Annotated in this window: 15 protein-coding genes; 6 read left to right on the forward strand and 9 right to left on the reverse strand. The window is 34.8% G+C overall.

Annotated features, from left to right (window positions below; translation table 11 throughout):
* Positions 1 to 1,729: 1,729 nt before the first annotated feature.
* Complete coding sequence (locus tag VKJ25_RS01630) at positions 1,730 to 1,930, reverse strand: cyclic di-GMP-binding domain-containing protein, MshE-related (protein ID WP_324234880.1); 201 nt, start codon at positions 1,928 to 1,930, stop codon at positions 1,730 to 1,732.
* 1,062 nt (positions 1,931 to 2,992) lie between these two features.
* Between VKJ25_RS01630 and VKJ25_RS01635 the strand changes: the two genes are divergently transcribed.
* Positions 2,993 to 4,135: an extracellular solute-binding protein gene (locus VKJ25_RS01635; RefSeq protein ID WP_324234881.1), complete on the forward strand. Its 1,143-nt coding sequence runs from the start codon at positions 2,993 to 2,995 to the stop codon at positions 4,133 to 4,135.
* Between the two features lie 295 nt (positions 4,136 to 4,430).
* On the opposite strand, the gene gmk is transcribed toward VKJ25_RS01635, so the two are convergent.
* On the reverse strand, positions 4,431 to 4,991 hold the full coding sequence (gene gmk, locus VKJ25_RS01640; RefSeq protein ID WP_324234882.1) for a guanylate kinase: 561 nt from the start codon (positions 4,989 to 4,991) through the stop codon (positions 4,431 to 4,433).
* 885 nt (positions 4,992 to 5,876) lie between these two features.
* Positions 5,877 to 6,131, reverse strand: a complete 255-nt coding sequence (gene remA, locus VKJ25_RS01645) for an extracellular matrix/biofilm regulator RemA (RefSeq protein ID WP_324234883.1) — start codon at positions 6,129 to 6,131, stop codon at positions 5,877 to 5,879.
* 953 nt (positions 6,132 to 7,084) lie between these two features.
* Between remA and VKJ25_RS01650 the strand changes: the two genes are divergently transcribed.
* The 4 genes from VKJ25_RS01650 (at position 7,085) to cysH (ending at position 11,411) form a co-directional block, all read left to right on the forward strand.
* The gene (locus VKJ25_RS01650; RefSeq protein WP_324234884.1) at positions 7,085 to 8,836 is read left to right on the forward strand and encodes an Rqc2 family fibronectin-binding protein; all 1,752 of its coding nucleotides are present in this window, start codon (positions 7,085 to 7,087) and stop codon (positions 8,834 to 8,836) included.
* Between the two features lie 975 nt (positions 8,837 to 9,811).
* Positions 9,812 to 10,045: a hypothetical protein gene (locus VKJ25_RS24420; protein ID WP_375340291.1), complete on the forward strand. Its 234-nt coding sequence runs from the start codon at positions 9,812 to 9,814 to the stop codon at positions 10,043 to 10,045.
* Positions 10,046 to 10,049: 4 nt separating this feature from the next.
* A complete protein-coding gene (locus VKJ25_RS01655) occupies positions 10,050 to 10,301 on the forward strand; it encodes an IS200/IS605 family accessory protein TnpB-related protein (protein WP_375340292.1) in 252 nt (83 codons plus the stop codon).
* Positions 10,302 to 10,607: 306 nt separating this feature from the next.
* Entirely contained in the window at positions 10,608 to 11,411 is an 804-nt protein-coding gene (gene cysH / locus VKJ25_RS01660) for a phosphoadenosine phosphosulfate reductase (protein WP_324234886.1), read from the forward strand.
* A gap of 898 nt (positions 11,412 to 12,309) precedes the next feature.
* On the opposite strand, the gene hemG is transcribed toward cysH, so the two are convergent.
* A complete protein-coding gene (gene hemG / locus VKJ25_RS01665) occupies positions 12,310 to 13,752 on the reverse strand; it encodes a protoporphyrinogen oxidase (protein ID WP_324234887.1) in 1,443 nt (480 codons plus the stop codon).
* A 617-nt stretch (positions 13,753 to 14,369) separates the two neighbouring features.
* Positions 14,370 to 14,594, reverse strand: coding sequence for a DUF2811 domain-containing protein (locus VKJ25_RS01670; RefSeq protein WP_324234888.1), 225 nt, complete (start codon positions 14,592 to 14,594; stop codon positions 14,370 to 14,372).
* A gap of 1,303 nt (positions 14,595 to 15,897) precedes the next feature.
* On the opposite strand from VKJ25_RS01670, the gene VKJ25_RS01675 reads away from it, so the two are divergent.
* Positions 15,898 to 18,009: a sensor histidine kinase gene (locus VKJ25_RS01675; protein ID WP_324234889.1), complete on the forward strand. Its 2,112-nt coding sequence runs from the start codon at positions 15,898 to 15,900 to the stop codon at positions 18,007 to 18,009.
* A gap of 441 nt (positions 18,010 to 18,450) precedes the next feature.
* On the opposite strand, the gene VKJ25_RS01680 is transcribed toward VKJ25_RS01675, so the two are convergent.
* The 4 genes from VKJ25_RS01680 to VKJ25_RS01695 all read right to left on the reverse strand — a co-directional run bounded on the left by VKJ25_RS01680 (position 18,451) and on the right by VKJ25_RS01695 (position 22,728).
* Complete coding sequence (locus VKJ25_RS01680; protein ID WP_324234890.1) at positions 18,451 to 19,473, reverse strand: Gfo/Idh/MocA family protein; 1,023 nt, start codon at positions 19,471 to 19,473, stop codon at positions 18,451 to 18,453.
* A gap of 143 nt (positions 19,474 to 19,616) precedes the next feature.
* Positions 19,617 to 20,369 (reverse strand): ribonuclease III, encoded by a 753-nt coding sequence (gene rnc / locus VKJ25_RS01685; RefSeq protein WP_324234891.1) that lies wholly within the window; start codon positions 20,367 to 20,369, stop codon positions 19,617 to 19,619.
* A 158-nt stretch (positions 20,370 to 20,527) separates the two neighbouring features.
* Positions 20,528 to 20,818, reverse strand: a complete 291-nt coding sequence (locus tag VKJ25_RS01690) for a zinc ribbon domain-containing protein (RefSeq protein WP_324234892.1) — start codon at positions 20,816 to 20,818, stop codon at positions 20,528 to 20,530.
* Between the two features lie 74 nt (positions 20,819 to 20,892).
* The gene (locus VKJ25_RS01695) at positions 20,893 to 22,728 is read right to left on the reverse strand and encodes an SBBP repeat-containing protein (RefSeq protein ID WP_324234893.1); all 1,836 of its coding nucleotides are present in this window, start codon (positions 22,726 to 22,728) and stop codon (positions 20,893 to 20,895) included.
* Positions 22,729 to 23,754: the final 1,026 nt, after the last annotated feature.

Raw genomic sequence — 23,754 nt, forward strand, 5'->3', positions numbered from 1 at the left:
GAATAGCCTATAATATAAGGCTTTGAGCTGCTTGGACACCTCCGGCAATTTGTAAATATTAAGTGCGCACATTGCTATAAATAAAGATAATTCGTACAGTATAAATACTTACTAAGCTACCGAATTATGATAATACTCTAGTGTTAGAAATTGACTTGCGGAACGTGGGTTATACTGCATGGCTAATCTTAATTTACCTTTTTCTTAATTACCAAAAAGGGAGTAGGAAATAGGGAGTAGGAAGTAGGGAGTTACAGAGGAAGTAAATTGCTTCTACAAGAGTTAGGATAAAGAAAGAAGAAGAAATAATTTTGCGATGTTTTAAAAGCAGGACTAAAGCCATGAACCCTATCAGTAGGGTGTGTTAGCGGTAGTTTCACGGACATAAACTCTATATATAGTGCCTCCCGTGTAAGTCCTGAAAAGAACAAAAACTGAAACTCTCACTTCCAGTTAAGTTTTCTCTCAAAACTAAAATTTTGCGCCTCATAGCAATGGAAAGGACAGTATGACTGCGATCGCAACCAGTTGTATTTCCTGAAAGCACCTCAATAGTTACAGGAGTTATGCAAAGGAAAGACACTATATAGAACAGAACCCCTAACCAGATCTATAAAATTAGCTGGGGAGATGGGGAGATGGGGAGATGGGGCTATTTTTCTACCTTTTTCCCCTCCACGGTCAGGGTTAGGGGTGGGTTGACTCCTGATATCAAATCCGCTGGCTTTGGAGAATAAAATTATACCATCAGAAAAGATCGAAAAGTCCTAGTTTGTAGAGGGTACGGTTCCCGAAAAATTGGAGACCAAACCCCTACATCTTTAATTTTACCGATACTATCGGATTTTATATGACTCCTGTATTTTGTCTCCTTCGCCAAAAATCCGCACATTTGCAGAGATACGGTTAGGGTTTCTACTTAATAGTTTGCTGAAAAAATATGAAAGCATTGATAGACAAAGCTTTTAAGAATTTTAAGTCTAGAAAAAGTGTCAGCTTTTAGGTCAAAAAGGTTTAAAAAGGAGCGCATTTTGGGTGCATAGTTGGGCAAAAAAAATTACTTGCTACCTCCCAATCACCCCATCTCCTTATCAAGACTTTTTCACCAGACCCTACATAGAGTATGGGTGCGTTACGCTCCGCTAACTCACCCTACTGGAATGAGACAGCTAAAAATGTAGGTTGGATAGAACGAAGTGAAACCCAACTTACTGAACTGTTTCATCTAAAATGGTGCATTAGGGAGTCGGGGAGTAGGGGAGTAGAGGAGTCGGGGAATCGGGGAGAAAGATTATTGTAACCTACAGCTATTGCATCATTTAAGGTGAAACAATGCACTACTTTTATGGCACTATTTTAGATTTGTCAGTCTACTACTAATAGCTTTGGAAACTTCTGTAAGACGGAAGCTACCAATGATATCGCGTCAATAAACCATATGGCTACAACCAAAACTTAGTAGGGACATTCCATGGAACATCCCTACTATAATCTACCGAAATGGAAACCACTATCAGATAATAGACATCTTCTATTGAGCCAAACTACATCGCCAAATTTTGTGTTATTCAAAGTTAGCAGAAAAGTTGAAGTATTTTGTCCGTTTACTAATTTATTATTAATTTATTATCTTTATGAGAAAGATATTCTAGTTATTTTCTCCCATCCTTCAACTCATCTTCTTTATTTCCTATTATCTAATTCAAATAGAAAATTGCTGTATATATCCTTAGTCAATTACCCAATAGCCATTTTTTCGCCAATATTGTTCTTTTAAAGCTACTTCTAAGTCACTTTCTTGAATTAAACCTTGAAACATAAGTAATTGTCCAAGTTTTTGACGACATGAGACTTGAATATTCACTGCTTGGTCTAATTGAGATTGGGAAATTAATTGTCTGCGAATCAGAATTTCACCTATTTTCATCATGGCTTTTTACCCTTACCTATTTGTATTGGTGTTATTATATATATACCTTAATAACAAGCTCTATTTATAAGTTAGATATATAAGTTTACACTTGGTAATCTACTCAGTTTATCCCTAGTAATTTGCCATTTTCCAGATATATCTGCAAAGCTTAATACTCTCAATATACTATCAATAATCAAAGGAAGAAACATTCTAGTATAAAGTACGTCATTTAATTGAAAATTTTTTTGCCAAGCTGGAACATTATACAGCGTTCGCGAAGCATTTCTCCTAGAAAATGGCTACAACTATAATAAACATTCGATAAATTTTCTAGGAGGAATTTCTTTGATAGCTTCAGTCATATTGGCATAGTTATTATTCTCTAGTTGAGTATAGCGGTCCTCAATAGATTGTGACAAATCAAAAAGTAAATAAAAAACCTGCAACTATTATCTGTTCCCTCTCTTGGTTGATTGGATATGGGGTTTTCCTACACGACATAAAAAGCATTAGCGTTAGGGAAGTTCCTCTTTAAGAGCCAGTTCCTCTGCCAAATGTAGCTCATTTCTTAGCGCTGCTCTGCAAGAGCAGCGACCTTCCGATATTTAGATAGACCGCTGTTCCTCGTTAAGTTTTCCCTAAAAGCTTTTGAATTTTGTACACTAATCAAATAGGATTGCTATATTAGCATAACTATATTTATCCACTCTTCCTCTAAAATGGCCATGGAATATTTTGGCAGTTTTCCCACAACTACTGGTTATAATTATTATTTATTTGATGACAAATTAAGTCTTAGAACCGAGTACAATGGTTATGTATTTGATCAATAAATTAAGCTAACAAATAGGTCATTTCAGTTATCAGTAACTCTGACTGTTTGCGCAGCATTCCGCAGGAAAGCCAGAGACTTGAGATGCTGGATCTAATTTTTTTCATTCTCTTAAAATGGGAAGCTTTAGACCTAAGTTTTTGGGTTATAAATAGTGGACAGGACGAACTATTAAGTAGTTGTGCTAGTGAACAAAAAATCATCAATAAATATCTATAAAAATTTATTTTAAGTAATAATTAAACGTGAAGCGAAGGAATTTTTTAATTGGAGCAACGGCAATAACTTTAGCTGAATTTTTAGCAGGATGTGAAACACAAGCGGATTTAAAAATCCAATTATTAAAAAATACTATTCCTGCTCAAATAGTGTCAAAATTTCAAGGGGAATTAACTTCTCCTTCTCAATTAAGTTTTCACCCTCAAGAAAGCTTAATAGAATTATTTTCTCTGCTGCAAATTTGGCAGAGAAAACTTTTGTTAGAAAAAGAGAAATTATCTATAGATCAAACAAAAAAAATAGATATTGCTAATCTGGTGACAATAGGAGATTATTGGTTAGCAAATGCTATCAAACAAGAATTAATTCAACCTCTTAATTCTCAAGCTTTACTAAGATGGAATAATTTGCCAGAAAAATGGCAAGAATTAGTCAAACGTAATAATCAAGGTGATGTAAATTCTGAAGGAAAAATTTGGGCAGCACCTTATCAGTGGGGTACAACTTTAATTGCTTATCGAGTTGATAAGTTTAAAACTTTGGGATGGGAGCCTAAAGATTGGAGTGATTTATGGCGACCAGAATTGAAGGATAATATTTCTTTGCTAAATCAAGCTAGAGAAGTTATTGGTTTAACTCTGAAAAAATTAGGCAAATCCTACAATACTAAAAATCTTGATGAGGTTAATAATTTAAAATCGGAACTGGTTAAACTTAATCAACAAGTTAAGTTTTATAGTTCCGAAAATTATTTACAATCATTAGTTATTGGAGATACTTGGTTAGCTGTTGGTTGGTCTAATGATATTTTACCATTGGTTAAAAAACACAAAGAAATTTCTGCTATTGTTCCTCAGTCAGGAACAGCTTTATGGGCTAATTTATGGGTTAAACCTGCTGCTAGTGCTGAAACTTCTTTGACACAAAAATGGATTGATTTTTGTTGGCAACCTCAGATAGCAGAACAAATGTCACTGTTAACCCAAATTGCTTCTCCTATTTTACTAGAAGTTAATTCTAATAAATTAACTTCAGAGATTAATAATAATCCGCTTTTATTACCCCCAAAAGAAATTATGGAAAAAAGTGAATTTCTTTATCCATTGACAGATAATACCATTGAACAGTATCGAAAATTATGGAAAGAAATTCGGATCAACAGGGAGTAGGGAGTCATTTCAGTTATCAGTTATCAGTACCTCTACCTGTTTGTGCACCATGACCTAGGAAAGCAAGAGGCTTGATATAAATATCTTTTTTTATCCCCTGAAAAAGGGAGGCTTTAAACCACTATTTTTCGGTAAATTGATAATGGATAGTTGATAGGGGAAATGTAGGCAATAAATACAAGATATTTCCAATAAATGAGGTACAAATTTTAATGATAAAATTATTGTAGTTTGGGTCTATTGTGCGCTAGCTATATACTTCATAACAACGGGAACGCTGTATCAATTACTTCTTTTATTCCCTACAATTGAACAATATTGCCTCTAAATTTTGTAAAGTATCTTCCAAATTATCATTCACTAATCGTATATCAAACTCTGTAGCAGCTTCCAGTTCTTCTGTTGCTAATTTTAGACGTTTAGCGATCGCTTCTTCTGAGTCTTGTCCCCTCTTTCGTAACCTTCTTTCTAATTCTGTGTTTGAAGGTGGTAAAATAAATATTCGCAAAGCATCAGGAAATGTTTTCTGAATTTGTCGTGCTCCCTGTAGTTCAATTTCCAGTATTACCGATTTACCTTGTTTAATATTTTCTATCACTGGCAGATTTGGTGTCCCATAAAAATTACCTGCATATTCTGCCCATTCTAATAATTCTCTATTTTCAATCATTTGTTGAAATTTCTCATGGTCTATGAAAAAATAGTTTTTTCCGTCTATTTCCCCTGGTCTAGGAGAGCGAGTAGTCGCAGAAACAGATAAAGCTAATTCTGGATGACGTTGTCGCAAAGAGCTTAACAAAGTCCCCTTACCTACACCACTTGGCCCAGTTAAAACAATTAATTTACTAATTTGCATAATTTTTTATCCTAGTACCGACATCATAGAACTATTTGGGTTGGGGTGAGCTTAAAATAACATTACTGATGGATAATTAATAATTAATAATTAATAATTAATAATTAATAATTTAGGAGTTACGCAGTGACGCTAAATATAGCACTTAAAACCCCATACGCAATAGTTTTTTAACTCCATAGATAGTACCTTTGCGTAAGTCCTGTAATTAATAATTAGGGTTTGCTGAATAAATACAAGTCTTTACAGATAGAGCTTTTAGGCTTTTTTTATGTAGGGAAAAATCACCTGGTTTTGAGCTGCTTAATGCACGGTTCCCGAAAAATCAAAAAGTCAGAATTTTAAGCAAGAGTTGGGAAAAAAATGATTTTCCTGCTCCCCTATTCCTTAAAAAATACTTTTTCAGCCTAATTAGGGCTTGCTGATTAAATCTCGCTCCCATTGAAATTCCAAAGTTTTAGCCTTTTTAGACCAAAATACCTGGTTTTTAGCTTTTCATGCACGGTTCCCGAAAAATAGGGTGCGTGGATAAAATAAGAACGGAAAAATTAAGGTAAAATTATTGATCCTGCTGTCTCTGTCTTCCCAAACTTCCCAAACTTCCCACCCTTTGTTTTTTTCAGCAAACCCTAATTAGGAATAGATGATTAAATCTAAAATAATTGGTATATCAAATATTTTAGCCTTTTTAGAACTTTGAAAAAGTAACAAATTTTCAATCCCAAACCCTCAAAAAGTTAGCATTTTGAGGTAACTATGGCAGAAAAGTTAATCTTACCCTTATGAATTACCACTTCCTCTATAATTCCCATTCGTCTTGACTCTTCACTACTCCCTACTCCCTGTCAAGGGCAAAAAAACTTCCATAAGCAAACCCTAAATATTTCAGTCATCTTTTTGATTAAATAAAAATCTTTGCGCTACAGTTTCAGGTTGAATAGCAGAAAGAATAATATGATTAGAATCTGTTATAATTACAGATCTGGTACGCCGACCATAAGTAGCATCAATTAATTGGCCTTTTTCTTTGCCATCATTAATGAGTCGCTTAATAGGAGCTGATTCTGGACTAACAATTGCTACAACTCGATTAGCAGAAACTATATTACCAAAACCAATATTAATTAATTGAATATTCATCACATATTATAATTAGGGTTTGCTGAAAAAGTATTTTGGCAGGGGGAGGACTCAGAATCGGTGAATCCAGCATCCAGGAGGAATGGGAATTACAGAAGAGGTAGGAGGAAAAATTATCCCTGGATTTTCTGTCACAATTAGCCAAAAATACTAGACTTTTTAGCTTTCAAGACCTAAAAGCTGGTAATTTTTGTAGGCAAAAAAAGACTGAAACCTTTATGCAGTAGTGCTTTCATGCTTTTTTTTTCAGCAACCCCTAATTAAATATAATCAACCTGTACAAGTAGATAATAAGTACAAAGTTTTCTACAATAAAAGAATATATCTAAATCTTGATTTGGATAAATTAAATTTTCATAAAAAAGAGATGGAATATAGGGAATATAGCAATTTGTATAGCCTTTTTAAATCTTTTTATCTATAAAGTTTATCTGAAAATCCTTTAAGTTTACTTAACCACGGATATTCTACCTGACTTATAGAAAAAATTTTAATCTTGCCAAAGATATCAAATAGTTTATATAAAAGTAATGGATATATATTGTCAAGTTTAAAAATAGATACAACTCATCATTATATTTCAATTTTTGATAAATTGAATAATCAGATTCAGGTTTAGATAATTTTGGAAATTTAATTTAGAAATTTTGATTCTTACCAAAAAATATCAGGTATAAAACCTCTCCATTAATTTTGGCGACTGGCGAAATGTCATATCTAATCGACCAATAATATCAAATCTGTTGACTTCGGAGTAATATAATTCCTATCCTCATTGGGGAGACAAGACTATTTTAATCTAGAATATCAATAAATTATTCCTCAATACTGAATTATACCAATGCTACTGGACTTGATAGAAAAGAAAAAAATTCCTTTTAGCTAATCCTCTTCTTACAAAAAAGAGGTAATTATTAATTATTAATTATTAATTATTAATTCTTGAACTAACTGTGCAACCTGTTGATTATACAACTCTCATAGCTTCTTGTTCTGAACTTCAATCTCAATGGCTACCAGCTAGATTAGAACAAGTATACCAGCGCGATCGCTTTACCATTTCTCTAGCCCTCCGAACTATTAAAAAAAGAGGTTGGCTAGATATTTCTTGGCATCCTCAAGCAGCTCGGGTTTGTATCAGTAAACCCCCTCCTCGCATCCCTGATACATTTACTTTTAGTCAACAACTCAAACATCAGTTAGCTGGATTAGCTTTAATATCTATTAATGAAGTTTCTCCCTGGGAGAGAGTTTTGGATTTTCAATTTGCTAAACGTCCTGGAGAACCTCCCTTATGGCATCTTTATGTAGAAGTTATGACTAAATATAGTAATGTTATTCTAACTACTGCCAATAATTTAGTTGTTACCTGTGCCCATCAAATTAATAGTCAACAGTCTAGTGTCCGTCAAATTCAAACTGGTCAACCCTACGAACTACCACCCTCTCTGACTAACTCTATTCCTAGTTTGCAAGAAACTCAACAACAGTGGCAAGAAAGAATAAGTTTAATTCCTGGTCTGCTATGGCGAAATTTAATCAAAAATTATCGTGGTCTTAGTCAAGCATTGGTCAAACCCATGATTGAAACGGCTGGTTTAGACCCACAAAAATCTACAGATGACTTGACTACTTCCGAATGGGAAAATTTATTTCGACTTTGGCAAAAATGGCTCTTGATGTTGGAAAAATTAGATTTTTCCTCTAGTTGGACATCTATAGGCTACAGTGTAACAGGTTGGGGAGCAACAGAATCTGTTAATACAGTCGGTGAATTACTAAACAGCTATTATACTCAACATCTTAATCAGCAGGAGTTTGGTCAACTTCATCATCAAATTAGTCAAAAACTTCATAGTATTACAGCCAAGTTACAACTAAAGGCCAATACTTTTACCGAACGTTTAAATCAGTCCGATGGGGCAGAATTATTGCGATCGCAAGCTGATTTACTTATGGCCAATCTTCAGGAATGGCAACCAGGGATGAAAAATATCTCCCTTCCAGACTTTGAGACGGGAAAAACTATGGTCATCAAATTAGACCCAGAAAAAAATGCTGTCCAGAATGCTCAAAGTCTCTACAAAAAACACCAAAAGTTAAAAAGAGCGCGTACAGCAGTTGAGCCACTTTTAGCAGAAGTTCAAGCTGAAATTGACTATCTGGAACAAGTAGAAGCTTTTTTGTCTCAGCTAGATAGTTACCGAAGTCCAGAAGATTTAGAGACTTTAGTGGAGATTCGGGATGAGTTGATTCAACAGGGTTATCTTAATGCCCCAGAACATCATCATCAAGATAATAGAAAAGATACAGAATTTTATCGCTACAAAACTCCTGGAGGGTTGGAATTATTAGTAGGTCGTAATAACCGTCAAAATGACCTATTGACTTTTCGAGTCGCAGGAGATTATGATATTTGGTTTCATTCTCAAGAAATTCCTGGCAGTCATGTTTTATTACGACTGGACGCTGGTACAATGCCAGATGAAGTTGACCTCCAGTTTGTTGCCGACATGAGTGCCTTTTATAGTCGCGCCCGTCAAAGTGAAGTTGTTCCGGTGATTTATACTAAACCTAAGTTTGTTTATAAACCTAAGGGGGCAAAACCTGGTATGGTTGTTTATAGACAGGAGCAAGTTTTGTGGGGTAAGCCAAAAAGTGCGGAAGTCCACATCAAACAAATGTCAACTCCTCTTGATTTTTAAATTTTTTTTGTATAGATTTCTCAATAGTTTGTTACAATGAGTACATAACAGCAAAGTGAGACTTATAACCCGCTGGACGCTGCGAACTTGGGAATGCGTAGCTAGAGGTTTATCTCACAGATATAACAACGGAACATACTTAGAAACTAGGCCAGTTTTTCTGAACTGGTCTTTTTATTGTATTATAATAACACAAACAGAACTTACGCACAGACCACATATATATATAGCGTCAAAAACTATAACGTTATAGTTTTTAAACTCCGCATATAGTAGCTTGGCGTCAGTCCTGACAAAAAAAGCTTTTTGTGATACGAAGTAATCTATAGATAGGGTTGGCTGATTAGGGTTGGTTAATTAGGGCTGGCGTATGGAAATATCAAAGCTTTCACAGATAAAGCTTTTAGGCTTTTTAGGTATTGAAAAAGTGAGTATTTGAATAAGATAAAGACAGAGTTGGCAAAGCATAATTTTTACAAGTACATCCTCTAAAACTCCTGATTCCTCTTAACTTATCCTCCATCGGAGGGGTTAGGGGTGGGTTTACTCCCTACTCCCTACTCCCTATCAATTAATAATATATTTTGTTGTGGGGAATGTAGGTTTTAGGCTAACTATGGCAGCCAAATTATGGGAATATTTTCTCATCTCACTATTTCCTATTAACTTCCCCTCCATCGGAGGGGTTAGGGGTGGGTTTACTCACTACTTACTCACTACTCCCTACTCCCTGGCTTAACAAAAGACTTCCATAAGCAAACCCTAGATAAAAACAGTATTAGTAAAGTAGCTCTTAGAAGAGGAAGAATTAAACTTTCAGGGACGCCAGCCAATTGAGTTCCCAACTCAAGTTGCTTCTGCTATTGTAGAAGTGAGGATAGTTCCTAAATATGATTTTTATCTAATTGAGGTGATTTATGAAAAATCTGAACAGTTATTAACTCCAACTGAAAAGATCTAGGTGTAGATAATTTGATGGCTGTAACTTCAAATCAACCGGATTTTATTCCTTTGTTGATTAATGGCAGACCCTTAAAAAGCATAAATAAATTTTACAACAAACGTCTAGCTCAGTTAAAATCTTTGCTATATGCGAACTTAAAAAGTTCAAGGCGAATTAGTACATTAACCCGATGTCGCTTACATAAAATACATAATTATCTTCATCGCGCGAGCTGTCATAAGAGTGAATCTGTTAGTAGAACTTGAAATAATGATTTTAGTGATTGGCAAAAATCAGGGATGGAAACAAGGGGTAAACTTAGGGAAAGTTAATAATCACTCATTTGTGACCATTCCCCACTCCAGATTGATTGACATGATAACTTATAAATGTCAGTTAGTTGGAATCAAGATTCTTCAAGAAGAATCCTATACCTCTGCTGCTAATTTTTTGAATGAAGCTCCGATCCCAGTCTATGGAAAAACAAGTGAAAAAACCCCAATTTTCAGGAAAAAGAATTAAGTGAGGTTTATATCGAACTGATGAAGGAATTATTTGTCAATCTGATGTGAATGGTTCTGACAACATTTTGCGAAAAGCATTCCCAAATGCGTTTAACCGCTATGGAATAGAGAGGTTCGTAGTTCACCCCAGGAGAATTAATCTCTCAAAGTAAAACTGAAGGGAATTTCTAAAATTAAATCAAGTCTATCTATAATTTGACTATACTTTTACTAAAAAGTAAACTATCTCTAATTAGAAAGAAGGTTATTAATAACGTATGATAAATCATAATTCCTTGTACCTACATTTTTATTGGTCATAACTATGTTACAACAGAGTTTAATCACACTCAAAACAAACGGAAAATACTATCAACAGAATTACGCATATCTACCAGAACTGGATCTTGGAGTCCTTAATGAGGAACTTGGTCAAGTGGATGCTCATACTTTAGTGAAGTGGGGATATGAAACTTTTGGGAAAGGCTTAGTTATGAGTACCAGTTTTGGTATCCAGGCTGCTGTAATGTTACATCTAGTTACAAGTGTTGTACCTAATATTCCTATTATCTGGATTGATACAGGATATTTACCAGCCGAAACTTATAAATTTGCAGAAGAGTTGACGGAAAGACTTAAACTTAATCTTCAAGTATATCAGTCCCCTATTAGTCCAGCTCGAATGGAAGCTTTGTATGGGAAACTTTGGGAGGAAAAAGATGTTGATGCTCTTAACAGATATGACCAAATACGCAAGGTAGAACCTATGCAGCGGGCATTGAGAGAGCTTGGGGCAACTGGTTGGTTAGCTGGGTTGAGAGGAGACCAAACCAAGTATCGTCAAGGTTTGGCTCGTATTAGTAAACAGTCGGATGTATATAAAATTTTACCTATACTTAGTTGGAATCCGCGGGATATTTATCAATATTTGACTGCTTACGATTTACCTTATCATCCATTTTTTGATTTGGGATATACTACTGTGGGAGATTGGCATTCTAGTCGGCCTCTGACTGCTAATGATACAGATGAACGTGATACCCGTTTTCATGGTCTTAAGCAAGAGTGTGGACTACATTTACCTCAAACAGATGAAGAAGCTCAAAGTCTTGATTCTAGTTCATTGTAATAAATATGCTTTGCTGAATAAATTTTTTGCTTGACAGGGAGTAGGGAGTAGTGAAGAGTCAAGATGAACCAGATTGCCATAACTAAAATATTGTAGGGACGTTGCCTAAGGGCGTCCCTGCTGCATTGTTTCATCTTACAGCGGATTCCATATTTCCACCATTTATAGCTCTGTGCCCAGGGAAAAGGGAACACAGAAGGTGGGAACAGAAGGAATAAGTTGCTTATAACATAAGACTTTTAGCTATTGGACAGTTCCTGTGATGTGTAAATATTAAGTGCGCACATTGCTATACCAAAAAAAAGAGGTATAAAGCCTCCTCTTTTAACCTATGCTTTACCCACATCTTTCTTAAGATTTCTCAAAGAGCAGGGATTAAGAATTAGGAAGGTCCGAAATTAAGTCATCACTAAAATAGCATATATCCTGGAAAAAGTCAAGTCATCTGTTGTTTTGAAATCTTGAAACCATTAACTAGGGTTTGCTGAAAAAGTCTTTATAATAGGGGGAAGGAGCCAGAATCGAGAATCGGTGAATCCAGAAGGAATGGTCATTACAGAAGAGGTAGGAGGAAGAATTATCTCTTGATTTTCTGTCATAATTAGCCAAAAATACTAAACTTTTTAGCTTTCAAGACCTAAAAGCTCGTACTTTTTCCCGACCTAAACTTGCTGAAACCTTTGTTAAATAGCGCTTTCATTCTTTTTTTAGCATATCCTAACTAATAAGGCTTTCAAGATTGTAAATAATTATGTGGGTAATGGATAGCCTTTTAAGGGGATGAAAAAATATTTAACTCAGTATTTCAAGCCTCCGACTTTAGTCGGAGATTCACTCTCTACTGATAACTGATAACTGAAATGACCGTGTACATCATTTATCAGTTATCAGTTATCAGTTATATATTTTCCAAACTTTGATAAATTTTAGTGGCTATTTCCGTACCATGACGAACACAATCTCCTAAAGCTATACCACCAATATAATTGCTACACAAATAAATACCAGGCCAAGATTTTAAACCATGATTAATTTGAGCCAACCGAGAATTATGACCTAAATTATACTGAGGAATAGCACGAGACCATATATTTACTGCCAGAACTTTTGGTTGTTCAGCATCCTGCTGCAATAAAGTTTGGCTAATATCTTGATGAACCTGTGCCACGATCGCTTCACCATCTAACTGAGAAATTTCTGGATCTGTTGCACCCCCAATAAAATTAGTAAACACTTGCCATCCTGGAGGTGTTCTACCAGAAAATAAAGCAGAAGACCAAATAGTACCAAGAGTCCGAATACCTTGACCTCTAGGAATAAGATTACCAAAACCATCTATTTTTGCCTTGACAGAAGAGATAGGATATGCTAGGACTACACAAGCAACGGTAGGATAGTAAAATTTATTAAATGTAGAAGCAACTTCGGACAATAAAGGTTTCAATAATTCTGCACAAGCATAAGCAGGAGTAGACAGGGCAATAGTACGAGTTTCTACTCGCTCCGAACCATTAGGGGTAGAAAACTCTGCTATATAAGTTTGTTTTTCTGTCCGACGAATACTGGTAAGATGCCAATTTAGTTTAACTGCTTCTCCTAAATAAGTAGCGATCGCCTTTGGTAATGCTTCTAAACCACCTCGAAAAGAACCCAACTCCCCAGGTTTAGTCTTAGGAATATTAGGATCGGCAGCTACCTTTGACTGAGATTTTCTTTGAGCAGACAAAATACCACCAGCTAAAAGTCCACCACCAATATCAGCTATTTGAGCCACCTTAGAAAAAGCAGCAGCAGCACTAAGTTGACTAGGGTCTCCAGCATAAACACCAGAGACAAAAGGTTCTACCAACCGCTCCATTACCTCAAAACCAAGATGCCTTCGGAAAAATTGGGATACAGTTTCTTCGTTTCCTTGCTGAGACAGATGAGTACCCATAGCAGGTGACACAAAACCTAAAGCACCAACTAAGGCCCGTAATTTTCCAGCATCGCTCAGTAGTTTAGACTGTAACATAGCCTGTGGACTCATTGGCACTGGTAATAATTGTCCATTCCAATAAACATAGCGTGGTAGTTTACGGTCTGCAAAAATTAAATCTTGTTTGAGGCCAACGTCTACAGCTAACTTTAAGAGTTCAGGTGTAGGAGAAAAACTATTTGGACCTTCTTCCCAAAGAAATTCTCCTTGAGAAACTGTTGTGATATTACCGCCTACTCGATTTTGGCTTTCAGCAACTAAAATTTTTAAAGGTGAATTGTTACTTAATTTTGTGAGTTTATGGGCTAAACTCAACCCACTAATACCTGCACCCACGACTAAGACATCTAATACTTCTGTCATTTTTTCTTAAGTTAAAATATTCAGTTTAAATATGAGTTAAAATTGTAAACTTTTACTAATATTTGAGATTTTTTAGATGAAAACTGTGATATAATCCCGCGTGATATTTGTTATTAAACAGGACTTACGCATTGGGAACGAGTTTTGGTCATTTGAGATTGCTTTCCTGAGGTCATAGGACTCATTCATGTCGCGGAGCGAAACGCTGTCGCTGGAAATGACAGAAATGGGTTGCGCGTGCCTAAGTCCTGATTAAAGTTAGCGTCAGATTCTCGTTTCGTCAAATAATCTTATGACTTGATTTTATCACTATCTTAGCCACAATAAAACTTCTGACACTAGGTCATAGCAAGAATTAAACTTCTGACAACTGATAACTGAATAGGATACTAAGCAATATTTATAACAGTGGACTTCTTTTGCCCACTGTATTTTTTTTACAACATTAGGACATTTAGACTCTTAAATTTAGTCATAGCAAGAATCAAACTTCTGACAACTGATATAGCATTTGAAGTAAAGGACGCGGACATTTCTAAATCCTGAAACCCTGTTATAGTTTCCTGTTTCCTCCATACCTGTTCCCGATTCAAGTAGTGCCATAACTGATCACTGAACTAAGCATGATGCTGGAAAAGGGTTTCTAGATAAACTCTAGCAGCTTGACGATAATAAGGGGATGTCTCTGGTGTACCGCTATCTCCATTTTGTAATAAAAATAGTGACAAAGCTGCCGAAAATACACGGTCTTGATCCCAGTCGGGATGGGTTTCTAAGTATATTTTAAGGGATTCGTGCAATGCTTCAGGAATTTCGGCCAGAATACTAACAGTTACATTCATCTTTTAAATTAGTTTCTTTAATAAATAATATTTTTTCTTTTTTATAGTCCCTAGTTATGGCCATTAACCGATAACTTGGAACTACCAATGTCGCACCATTGTGCATTAAGAAGGGGTGGGTTTGTCAATGTTGAGAAATATTACAACCTATTTTCAATTAATCAAAGATTTACGAAATCATCAGTGTTTCAGAGCCGGTTTTGTTACATAACTTGATAATCATGGCCTAACTTAAGAAATCTACCTATAACTGAACAAAATCCCCAATTCATAAGTTCTTAAGCAACATTAATTGTATAAGTCCATAAGCAAAATTAATTGCAAATTACTATTAGACATCTCCAATCTTATCCATAAATTATCAATTCTTTCTTCTTGTTCCCTGTTCTCAGTTAAGTGTTCCCTCTCTCAACTAAGAAATTCCTAAAAGCACGACTACTTATATAAGAAGATTATAATGTCGTTGAACTCTGTGGAAAACCCTGTTTAATTTGTGGAAAATATTAAACTTGTTTGTGGAAATGCTGTGGAATTAATGTGGAAAATTACATTAAAAGATAAGAATTTTGAACTACTTAAAGTTTGTTGATGGAAGTCTTTTTTAAGGAGCAGGGGAGCAGGGGAGTGGGGGAGTGGGGACGTTAGATACAAAATTTTATACAGAGTAAAGAATAATGGGAGTTATAAAAAGAATAGGGTCTAAAACCCCGCTTTTTCAGGTGAAATGTTTTTGGAGCGTTGCTCTCATCCCCGTTACAAAAACAACTTCTGACTTCGTTAAAGAGAAGGTGGTCGTTCATAATGGTAGAATTGATTTTTATGCCATAGTTACCCCAAAATACTAACTTGAACAACCTGAGTTAACTAAAAATTGGCACTTTTTCTGAAGCGAAAAACCCTAAAACCTTAATTACTATTAAAAATTAAAAATTAAAAATATGTATACAAGCTCAAAAGTAGGTTTAAAGCTATAGCAATCCTTATTTAGTTTGGGATCAAACAACTATCAATTTGAAGTATAGATTATGGAATCAAACTATTATTTGTTTTATAAAGTAAAACATTATAGTTTTTCGAGGTTAGTCGAGGTTAGTAGTTGGAATTTTTTTAGTTAGGAACATCAGTTAAGGTATACCATAGAATAATGAGTAAATAGAACAATTTATCCCTAGTTGTTTATTAATATTTTTTTCTTAAGTTCGACAAACATAATTATTTATCAAATTCTTTTTCTTTTAATAATAAATAAAAAGCTGTTCTTCTAGAACATTACTATAAACTAAAATTGTCGGTAAAAAATTCGATGACTATACAAGTTCAATCCTCTTTTCGCAAGTTTCTACTATCACGGATATTGGTACTTACTTTACCAGTATTAATATTGGGTCAATATCTAATTTATAGGCAAGCACGTTCTACTCTTTTAGATACTGCTCGTCAAAACTTGAAAGAAAGCGCAGACAGAAAAGCTGAAGATATTCAACAATGGGCAAAAGCCTTGGAATCGAATTTAATTAGTGCCAGTCAAAGCTATATATTTGAATCTAGCAAAACTGAAGATTATCAAAATTATGTTGAACAGTTACACAAAATGTTACCCAGACAGGTAAGTTGTGTTCAACTGAGTAATTTACAAACTAAACAAATTGTCGCAAATAGTTGTAATTCTAAATTAATACATTCTTTACCAGAAAATATATGGCCTCAACAGCAGAAACAAGTTGTTGGAGAAAATAACAATATTTATATAAGCTGCATAAAGCCAGAACAGTTAAACTCAAAAGGTGAGTTAAATGATGGGGAAGTTAATGAAAAAACACAAGTTAGTTTAGGTTTTACTGTTCCAATATACGTTACTGAAAATGGCGAAAGAAAATTGCAATATGCTTTGAGTATTAAGTCAGCTTTACCAATGCAAACTGATAAAAGAAGAGGTTCACTAACAGGTTCAACTGTCATTATTGATAATAAAGGTACAATATTGGCTACTCCATATCCTAGTACATTAGGTCATAATATTTCTGAACAACCAGATGGAAAGAGGTTAGAAAGTATTATCAAAAATGCACAGGAAGGTCAAAAAGATTTTGCCCACATATTTTCTTTTAAGGAAACAGATATTGTGAGTAGAAATAGGGAGAATGATGGAAGTAAAAATTCTTTGAGAGAAATTATTGATAACCTAGAAAAGATATTACCTGAGTTGTTAGGACTTAAATTATCAGCAGATAATGAATTTTTAGCGGGGTATGTTGCTATTCCTAGTCCTGTAGAAAGAGATAATAATAGTCAGTGGATTGTATTAGCAATTACACCTATAGATTTTGCCATATCTGGTCTTAAAGAAGTTCAAAAGGTTCTAATTGTTCTAGTTTTTGTTTTAGTTGTTGCTAGTATTGTAGCAAGTATTTATTTGGCTCGTGATTTAGCTCGTCCTTTGGAGAAGTTGCGAGACTATGCGGTTACTGTTAATAATTTAGAATCTCCTAATAAAGTACCTCGAAATTTAAAAATTAATGAGTTTAATCAACTAGCAATTTCATTAGAAAAAATGGTGGGGAGGCTCAAAAATTGGGCTAATCAACTAGAAGTAACTTCTAAAGAGGCTCAGGTTGCTAATCAGTTAAAAAGTGAGTTTTTAGCAAATATTTCCCATGAGTTAAGAACTCCACTTAATGGAATTATTGGTTCACTTCAATTAGTTCGTGATGATTTTTGTGATAGTAGAGAAGAAGAAATAGAATATGTAGAACAAGCTAATAATTCAGCTATTCATTTACTAGGAATTATTAATGATATTTTAGATATTCGTAAACTTGATTCTGGAACTTTATCTCTTACTGTTCAGGATGTTAATATTATCAATTTATTAAAAGAAACTGTGGATTCATTTAGAGATAATTTTCAAGAAAAATCTCTACTGTTCAACCTAAATATTCTTCCACAAATAATAATTGTTAACGCCGATGAAGAAAAGTTAAAACAGGTCTTTGAAAATATTATTAGTAATGCAATTAAGTTTACAGAAAAAGGGGGTATTAATATTTCTATTAGTCTCCAATATAATGAATTAAGTATTTCTGATAATTTTTTAATGAGCGATCATGGTCAGAGAATTAATGAAGTTTTAGTTAAAATTCAAGATACAGGTATTGGTATTGATTTAGAACAACAGGATAAATTATTTCAACCTTTTGTTATGGTAGATGGTACAACAACCCGTAAATTTGGTGGTAATGGATTAGGATTAGCGATTTCTCGCAGGTTGATGGAAATAATGAAAGGTGATATTCGACTTTATAGTGAAGGCATAAATCAAGGAACTACAGTTAATATTACTATGCCAATTAAGGAAATATTATCATCTGAATCATCTGAGGAAAAATTGTATGTTTCCACAAAAGTTAAATTGTAAGTAGGGGCAGTAGGGATGTTGCATAACAAAAATGCGTTTTCGTATAGGGAATGCTCCGCTTTCTATGTCGCGCAGCGATACGTCCCTACAGAGTCAAGACCCCGAACCAAGAAACCCGGTTTCTAGGAAAAACCGGGTTTCTTGGTGTAAGTCCTGTAGTAAAATTTTATTCTCCAAAGTAAGCAAATTAGGACTTACGCAAAATATGAAATTACACAACATCTGTAGGGGTGAGTCGCGATTCCCTCCTACTTAATGTTTTGGCTTTATGTAATTTCTGTAGATTTGATCAGGATTTACACGGGAGGCACTATATATATATGGAGTATTGCTCAGTTACAAGATACGCTTTACATATCGCGTAGCGTTTCGGCGCTTGAGCCGACATATAAAGCGGAGCTTTGCGGAACGCAAAACACACCCTACCAATAGCGTTCATGCCTAAGTCCTGTTGATATCACATCTGATTGTTTTTCCACCTTGCTGAAGAGAATCATTCAAAGCACATAGTATTCCTACTAACTCAGCACCAACCCAACCAGAAGAAATTTCTGAAATAGCATTCTGACTGATACAATTGAAAAATTCATTGCACACTTGAGCTAAAGGTTCAGCTTTTTCGACTGCCACAACTTCCCGACTTACATCTGCTGCTTTCCAGCGATCGCTCATATATTCTAAATGACCATGGTGAATAATTAAAGGTTGTTCGGCTGACATTTCATCAAAAATTAATGTTCCTTGACTACCGACTACTCCTAAACGACGTTGTTTATCAGGGTTCAGCCAACACAAATGTAAAAATGCTTGAAAACCACTAGAATAAATCAGTTTAGCTGTAACTAAATCTGACTGTGGTGGTTGTTGGGGAAGCCAAACCATACCATTCGCTTGTACTTCTACGGGTGTTTCCTCTAGCAAACTATTAAAAATACAAATATCGTGAATCGCTAAATCCCAGAGTGCATCAACATCTGCACGGACAGGTTCAATATGAGTCCGGGTAGCATAGCCATAACGTAATTCTCCTAACTTACCTTCAGTGACTATGGTTTTTCCAGCTTGGACAACGGAATTAAATAAATAAGTGTGATCGACAAAAAGTTGACGTTGTTGTTGTTCGGCTAATTTACATAGTGCTAGTGACTCTGAATATTCCAAAGTTAGAGGTTTTTCGGAAAAGACATGATAACCTTTTTTCAGAGCAGCACTAATAATTTCGTAGTGGGTAGAAGCGGGAGTGGCGATCGCTGCTGCTGCAATATCTGGTAGCTCTAATGCTTCTTGCCAATTTTCTTTGAAGACAATATCTGGAGTTAGTTGCAACCGCTCTTGAATTTCTTTTAATTTTTCTGGGTTAGGGTCTACGATAGCAATAACTTGAGATTGAGGATGGTTGAGAAAGTTCCGAATTAAGTTAACTCCCCAACGACCTGCGCCAAATATCACAATTCCTATTTTCATAAATTATTAAATATATTAGCTAGTTTCTCACTTGCCAAATTTTGATAATCAGTTACCATTAACTGGTGTTTCCAGGCTATCACATTAAAATTAAGATGTCGAATCTTTGCCCTACTCCCTACTCCCTACTCCCTATATTTTATTTAATCTTTTTTCGTTTTCTGATCTGGTTTTATATTCTCTGTTCCTGACTGCTGTAAGAAATCTAAAGCAGATTTAGCTGCTGCTTGCTCTGCAGCTTTAATAGACGGTCCCTTACCTATACCAAGTTTTTTCCCTTTAAACCAAACTTCTGCCACGAAACGTCCCTGATCGCCATGAATTTTATTTGCTTCCTGAACGTGATAATGTGGTAAGGTTTTATATCGACCTTGAGTCCATTCTTGCAGAGCAGCTTTATAATTTTGGCGAGCTGGATCGCTACGAACTTCTGCAATTAATTTTTCAAAATGATTATCTAACCAGGGGCGGATTAATTCTACATTATTGGTACTTAAATAAAGAGCAGCCAAAACAGCTTCAAAAGAGTCTGCTATTCGAGACTCTTCACCAGCTTTATCCCCTGCTGCACTTTTGGATACCAATAAATAGCGACCCCATCCATATTGATTGGCGATCTGTGCTAAAGAGCGATCGCTCACTAAAATGGAACGAATAGCAGCAAATTCTCCTACAGTGCAATGAGGATAACGTTCTAAGAGTAATTCAGCAGCAACCAGTCGGACTACTGCATCTCCGACAAATTCTAATTTTTCATAGTTATTTATTGATGAAACTGTAGAGTGGGTTAATGCCAAGTCTAGCAAATCCCATTTAATTCCACTGTGCTGAGAAATAGATAATTTTTCGACTAAAGATTTAAGCTGCTTTTGACGGGGATGATATATTTGAGTCATCTACAAAAAATCGGTGGTTTAAAAATCCATTCTAAATCTAAAGTAATAAAAAATGAAGCCAATTATAATACTAAATACATCATGGAAATAGGTAGAATCAATAATTGACATACTCCCGACCCTCTCCCTACGGGAGAGCGCGGGATGCTTGAGCCAGATCAGCTCTGACCGCAGTTTTGACATAGAGAGGTGATGTCCTCCCCCTGTGTTGATAATAATCCTATCTTTTGTATTAGGAGCGCAGACTTATAATCTCTGTCTAATTCTTGCCCACATCTGGGACATGAATGCCAGGGATCCGATAAGCTTTTAGAAACTTTATTCAAGCATTGCCAACAATATTGAGATGTGCCTTTTGGGTCTACGCGCGATAATTCTCTCTTTATATCTACATTAGTTATTATATCAAAACAAGGACAAACAACACAGACAAAACCAGGCTTTCCCATACGACGCTCTCCTCCGGAAGAGCGCGGGACTTCCCGCCGGGGGAGTTAATTTTTTTAATTCTACCCAACTCAAACTAACCAATAGGCGATCGCCCTTCTGCTTCTCCAAACCTAACATAATGTTCTAACCCATTAATAAAAGTTCCATTGTTCACTGCTTCTAATACACCAGGATTACTATTCAAATAAAATTCTTCATCAAAAGCAAACTGAGGTGATCGCCCTTCAAAAAATCCATATTCTAACCAATGCTCAAAACCACTCTCTAATATATTGTTTATTATGGCAGCAGCTACATCAAGATTTTCTATTAGATAAAGATTTTCATCAAAACTCTCAGAAATATTGGGAGTCGGAATAACTGGAGATGGGTTATTAGTAGCGAGTTTAGCAACAAAAACGTCATTTGTTGTATCCACATTATCAACTTGACTAAGTTCCAGAGAAGGTGCTAATGGAAAAGTAGGGATAGTGAAACCTATGAAATAAGCATTACCAATTTCATCTACTGCAATATCATTACCAAACAACCCAATATTGTCATTTATCCGGAAAGGAATAGAATACTCTACAGTTTGACCATCATTAGATATTTTACTGACAACAGTATTGGCAAAGTTGTTGTTGTTAATAATATAACTATTTTCTTCAGCATCAATATCTATACTCTCAATAGACTCGAAGTTTTTTGTGCCTAAGTAAGTAGCATAGTCAAGGTTGTGATCGCTATTAATTTTAATTAATATTCCATCACTTTCGCCTCCACCAAAAGTATTTTGCATAGCATTAAATGTAGGAAATTGACCAACTGGAGGTACTACCGCATCTCCCCCAATAATTTGACTACTGGAATTTCCTGCTACATAAATATTACCAATATCATCTACAGCAATACCATTACCAATGTCTCCATCTACTCCACCATAATAAGTGGAAAAAATTAAGTCACTACCATTATTATTAAGTTGAATAATAAATACATCTGCGTCTCCCCCGATAGTATTTTGTACTGCATTTAAAGTTGGAAAATCTAAGGAACGAGTTTCACCAGTAATATAAGCATTACCATTATTATCTACAGTAATATCTTGACTTATTTCTGTGTCATTTCCACCAAATAAAGTTGAGTAAATTAACTGACTTCCATCGGCAGATATTTTACTCACAAAAGCATCTCGATTAAATTCAGTAACTAGGGTATTTTGTAGAGCATTTTCAGTAGTCGGAAAATCACCAATTCCCGGAATAGGTTGAATTGGAAAACGGAGTGTTGCGCCAGTGTCTCCTGTTATAAAAGCATTACCATTATTATCTACAGAAATAGCATTACTAAAATCGTTATCTTGCCCACCTAAATAAGTAGAATAAAGAATTTTACTACCATCATTAGATAGTTTAACTACAAAAGCATCACCAGAAAAGTTACCACCACCGTAGGTATTTTGCAGAGCATTTTCTGTTGGAAAGTCAACGGAATTAGTGTTGCCAGTAACGTAAATATTTCCGGTTATATCTACAGCAATATCTGTACCATGATCATCACCACTTCCACCTATATATGTGGCATAAATTAGAGTTCCATCAGGAGAATATTTAGCCACAAAAGCATCGCTAAGACTCAATTCATTATTACCACCTAAGCTATTTTGTACAGCATTTGGGGTAATAGGAAAATCTGTAGAATTGGTACTGCCAGTTATATAAATATTGCCTAGATTGTCAATAGTTATTCCGGTTCCTGTGTCTTGGTTAATACCTCTTATTAAGTCGGAAAATTCTAAAGTTGGATTATTGGTTGTGGGAATTTGAGAAGCTTGAGTGAAATGATTGTTAGTTAAATTTTCATCTGATACCTGTAACAAATCAGGTATTGATATTGACTGTGAATTTATAGATGGTTCATCAAACATAATTTGTATCAAATTAAATTTTGGTTTTACTGTGAAATTCGGCTATCCGCTTAACTCAAGCTTTCTTCCTTCTTCCTTTTTATTTCTTCCCTACTATATCACAATATTTCTATATCTAGTAAGATTACCTTAATAGTTAATAGTTAATAATTAAGAGTTGATCGTGAAGAATTATTCATTCAACAATTCACGCCTGGAAGTCTCCCTTATCCTAGGGGATAAATCAAAAATTTTCATAATTAGTCAATCCCCTTCTTTGAAGAAGGGGTAATTATTAATTATTAATTGTTCATTATTAATTTCTGAAATCTAGTTCTTATACATCTTTTATTTTTATATTCTAAATTATTTATATAAATAGGACTGACTGATTAAATATAAAAGTATTCATAGGTGCAAGTAAGTGCCTTTTTAGGGTCTGATTTTTTGGTAACCATAAAAGTTAATTTTTTTGGCTATTCAGATTCAAGAATTGATAATTTTAGGCTAATTAGGAGATAAAAATTAAGGAAATATTTTTTTAACTACTCGCTCTATAACTACCCTAAATTATCACTATGGAGGGAGGTTTTATACAACTTCCCTACTACCTATCTCAAGAAAAAGACTTTCCATAAGCAAACCCTAAATAGATTTAGTTAATATTTAAAAATTAGTTTGGAAAACAAGATTTGATATGATTTCTTTTTTCACAAAACTGTTTCCTTCTACTTCCTCTAGATAATTCAAACCTTCTTCCTTTTTACTTCTTATACCAATTACCATCAACTTTGCTATATTTGGTGATTTTGCCTATGAAAAAAGTTATTTTCCCAGCTTCTAAGTATAGCAATATTTTTGATAATTAGTATTATTTATTACTTATTACTTCTTTTTAACCTGAGCATTTTAAGCTAACTAAGTAGGTAGGCGGGAAAATTTATAACTATGTAACGAAAAGTTAAATCTAAGTTCTAGAGTTAAATTTAATACGCTCTGTACTGTACTCTCCTCTTTTTCCCCTAGCTCTCACCCCATTCATAACCG

The sequence above is a fragment of the Okeania sp. genome, from assembly GCF_035285525.1.
In the GTDB taxonomy this organism is placed as follows: domain Bacteria; phylum Cyanobacteriota; class Cyanobacteriia; order Cyanobacteriales; family Microcoleaceae; genus Trichodesmium.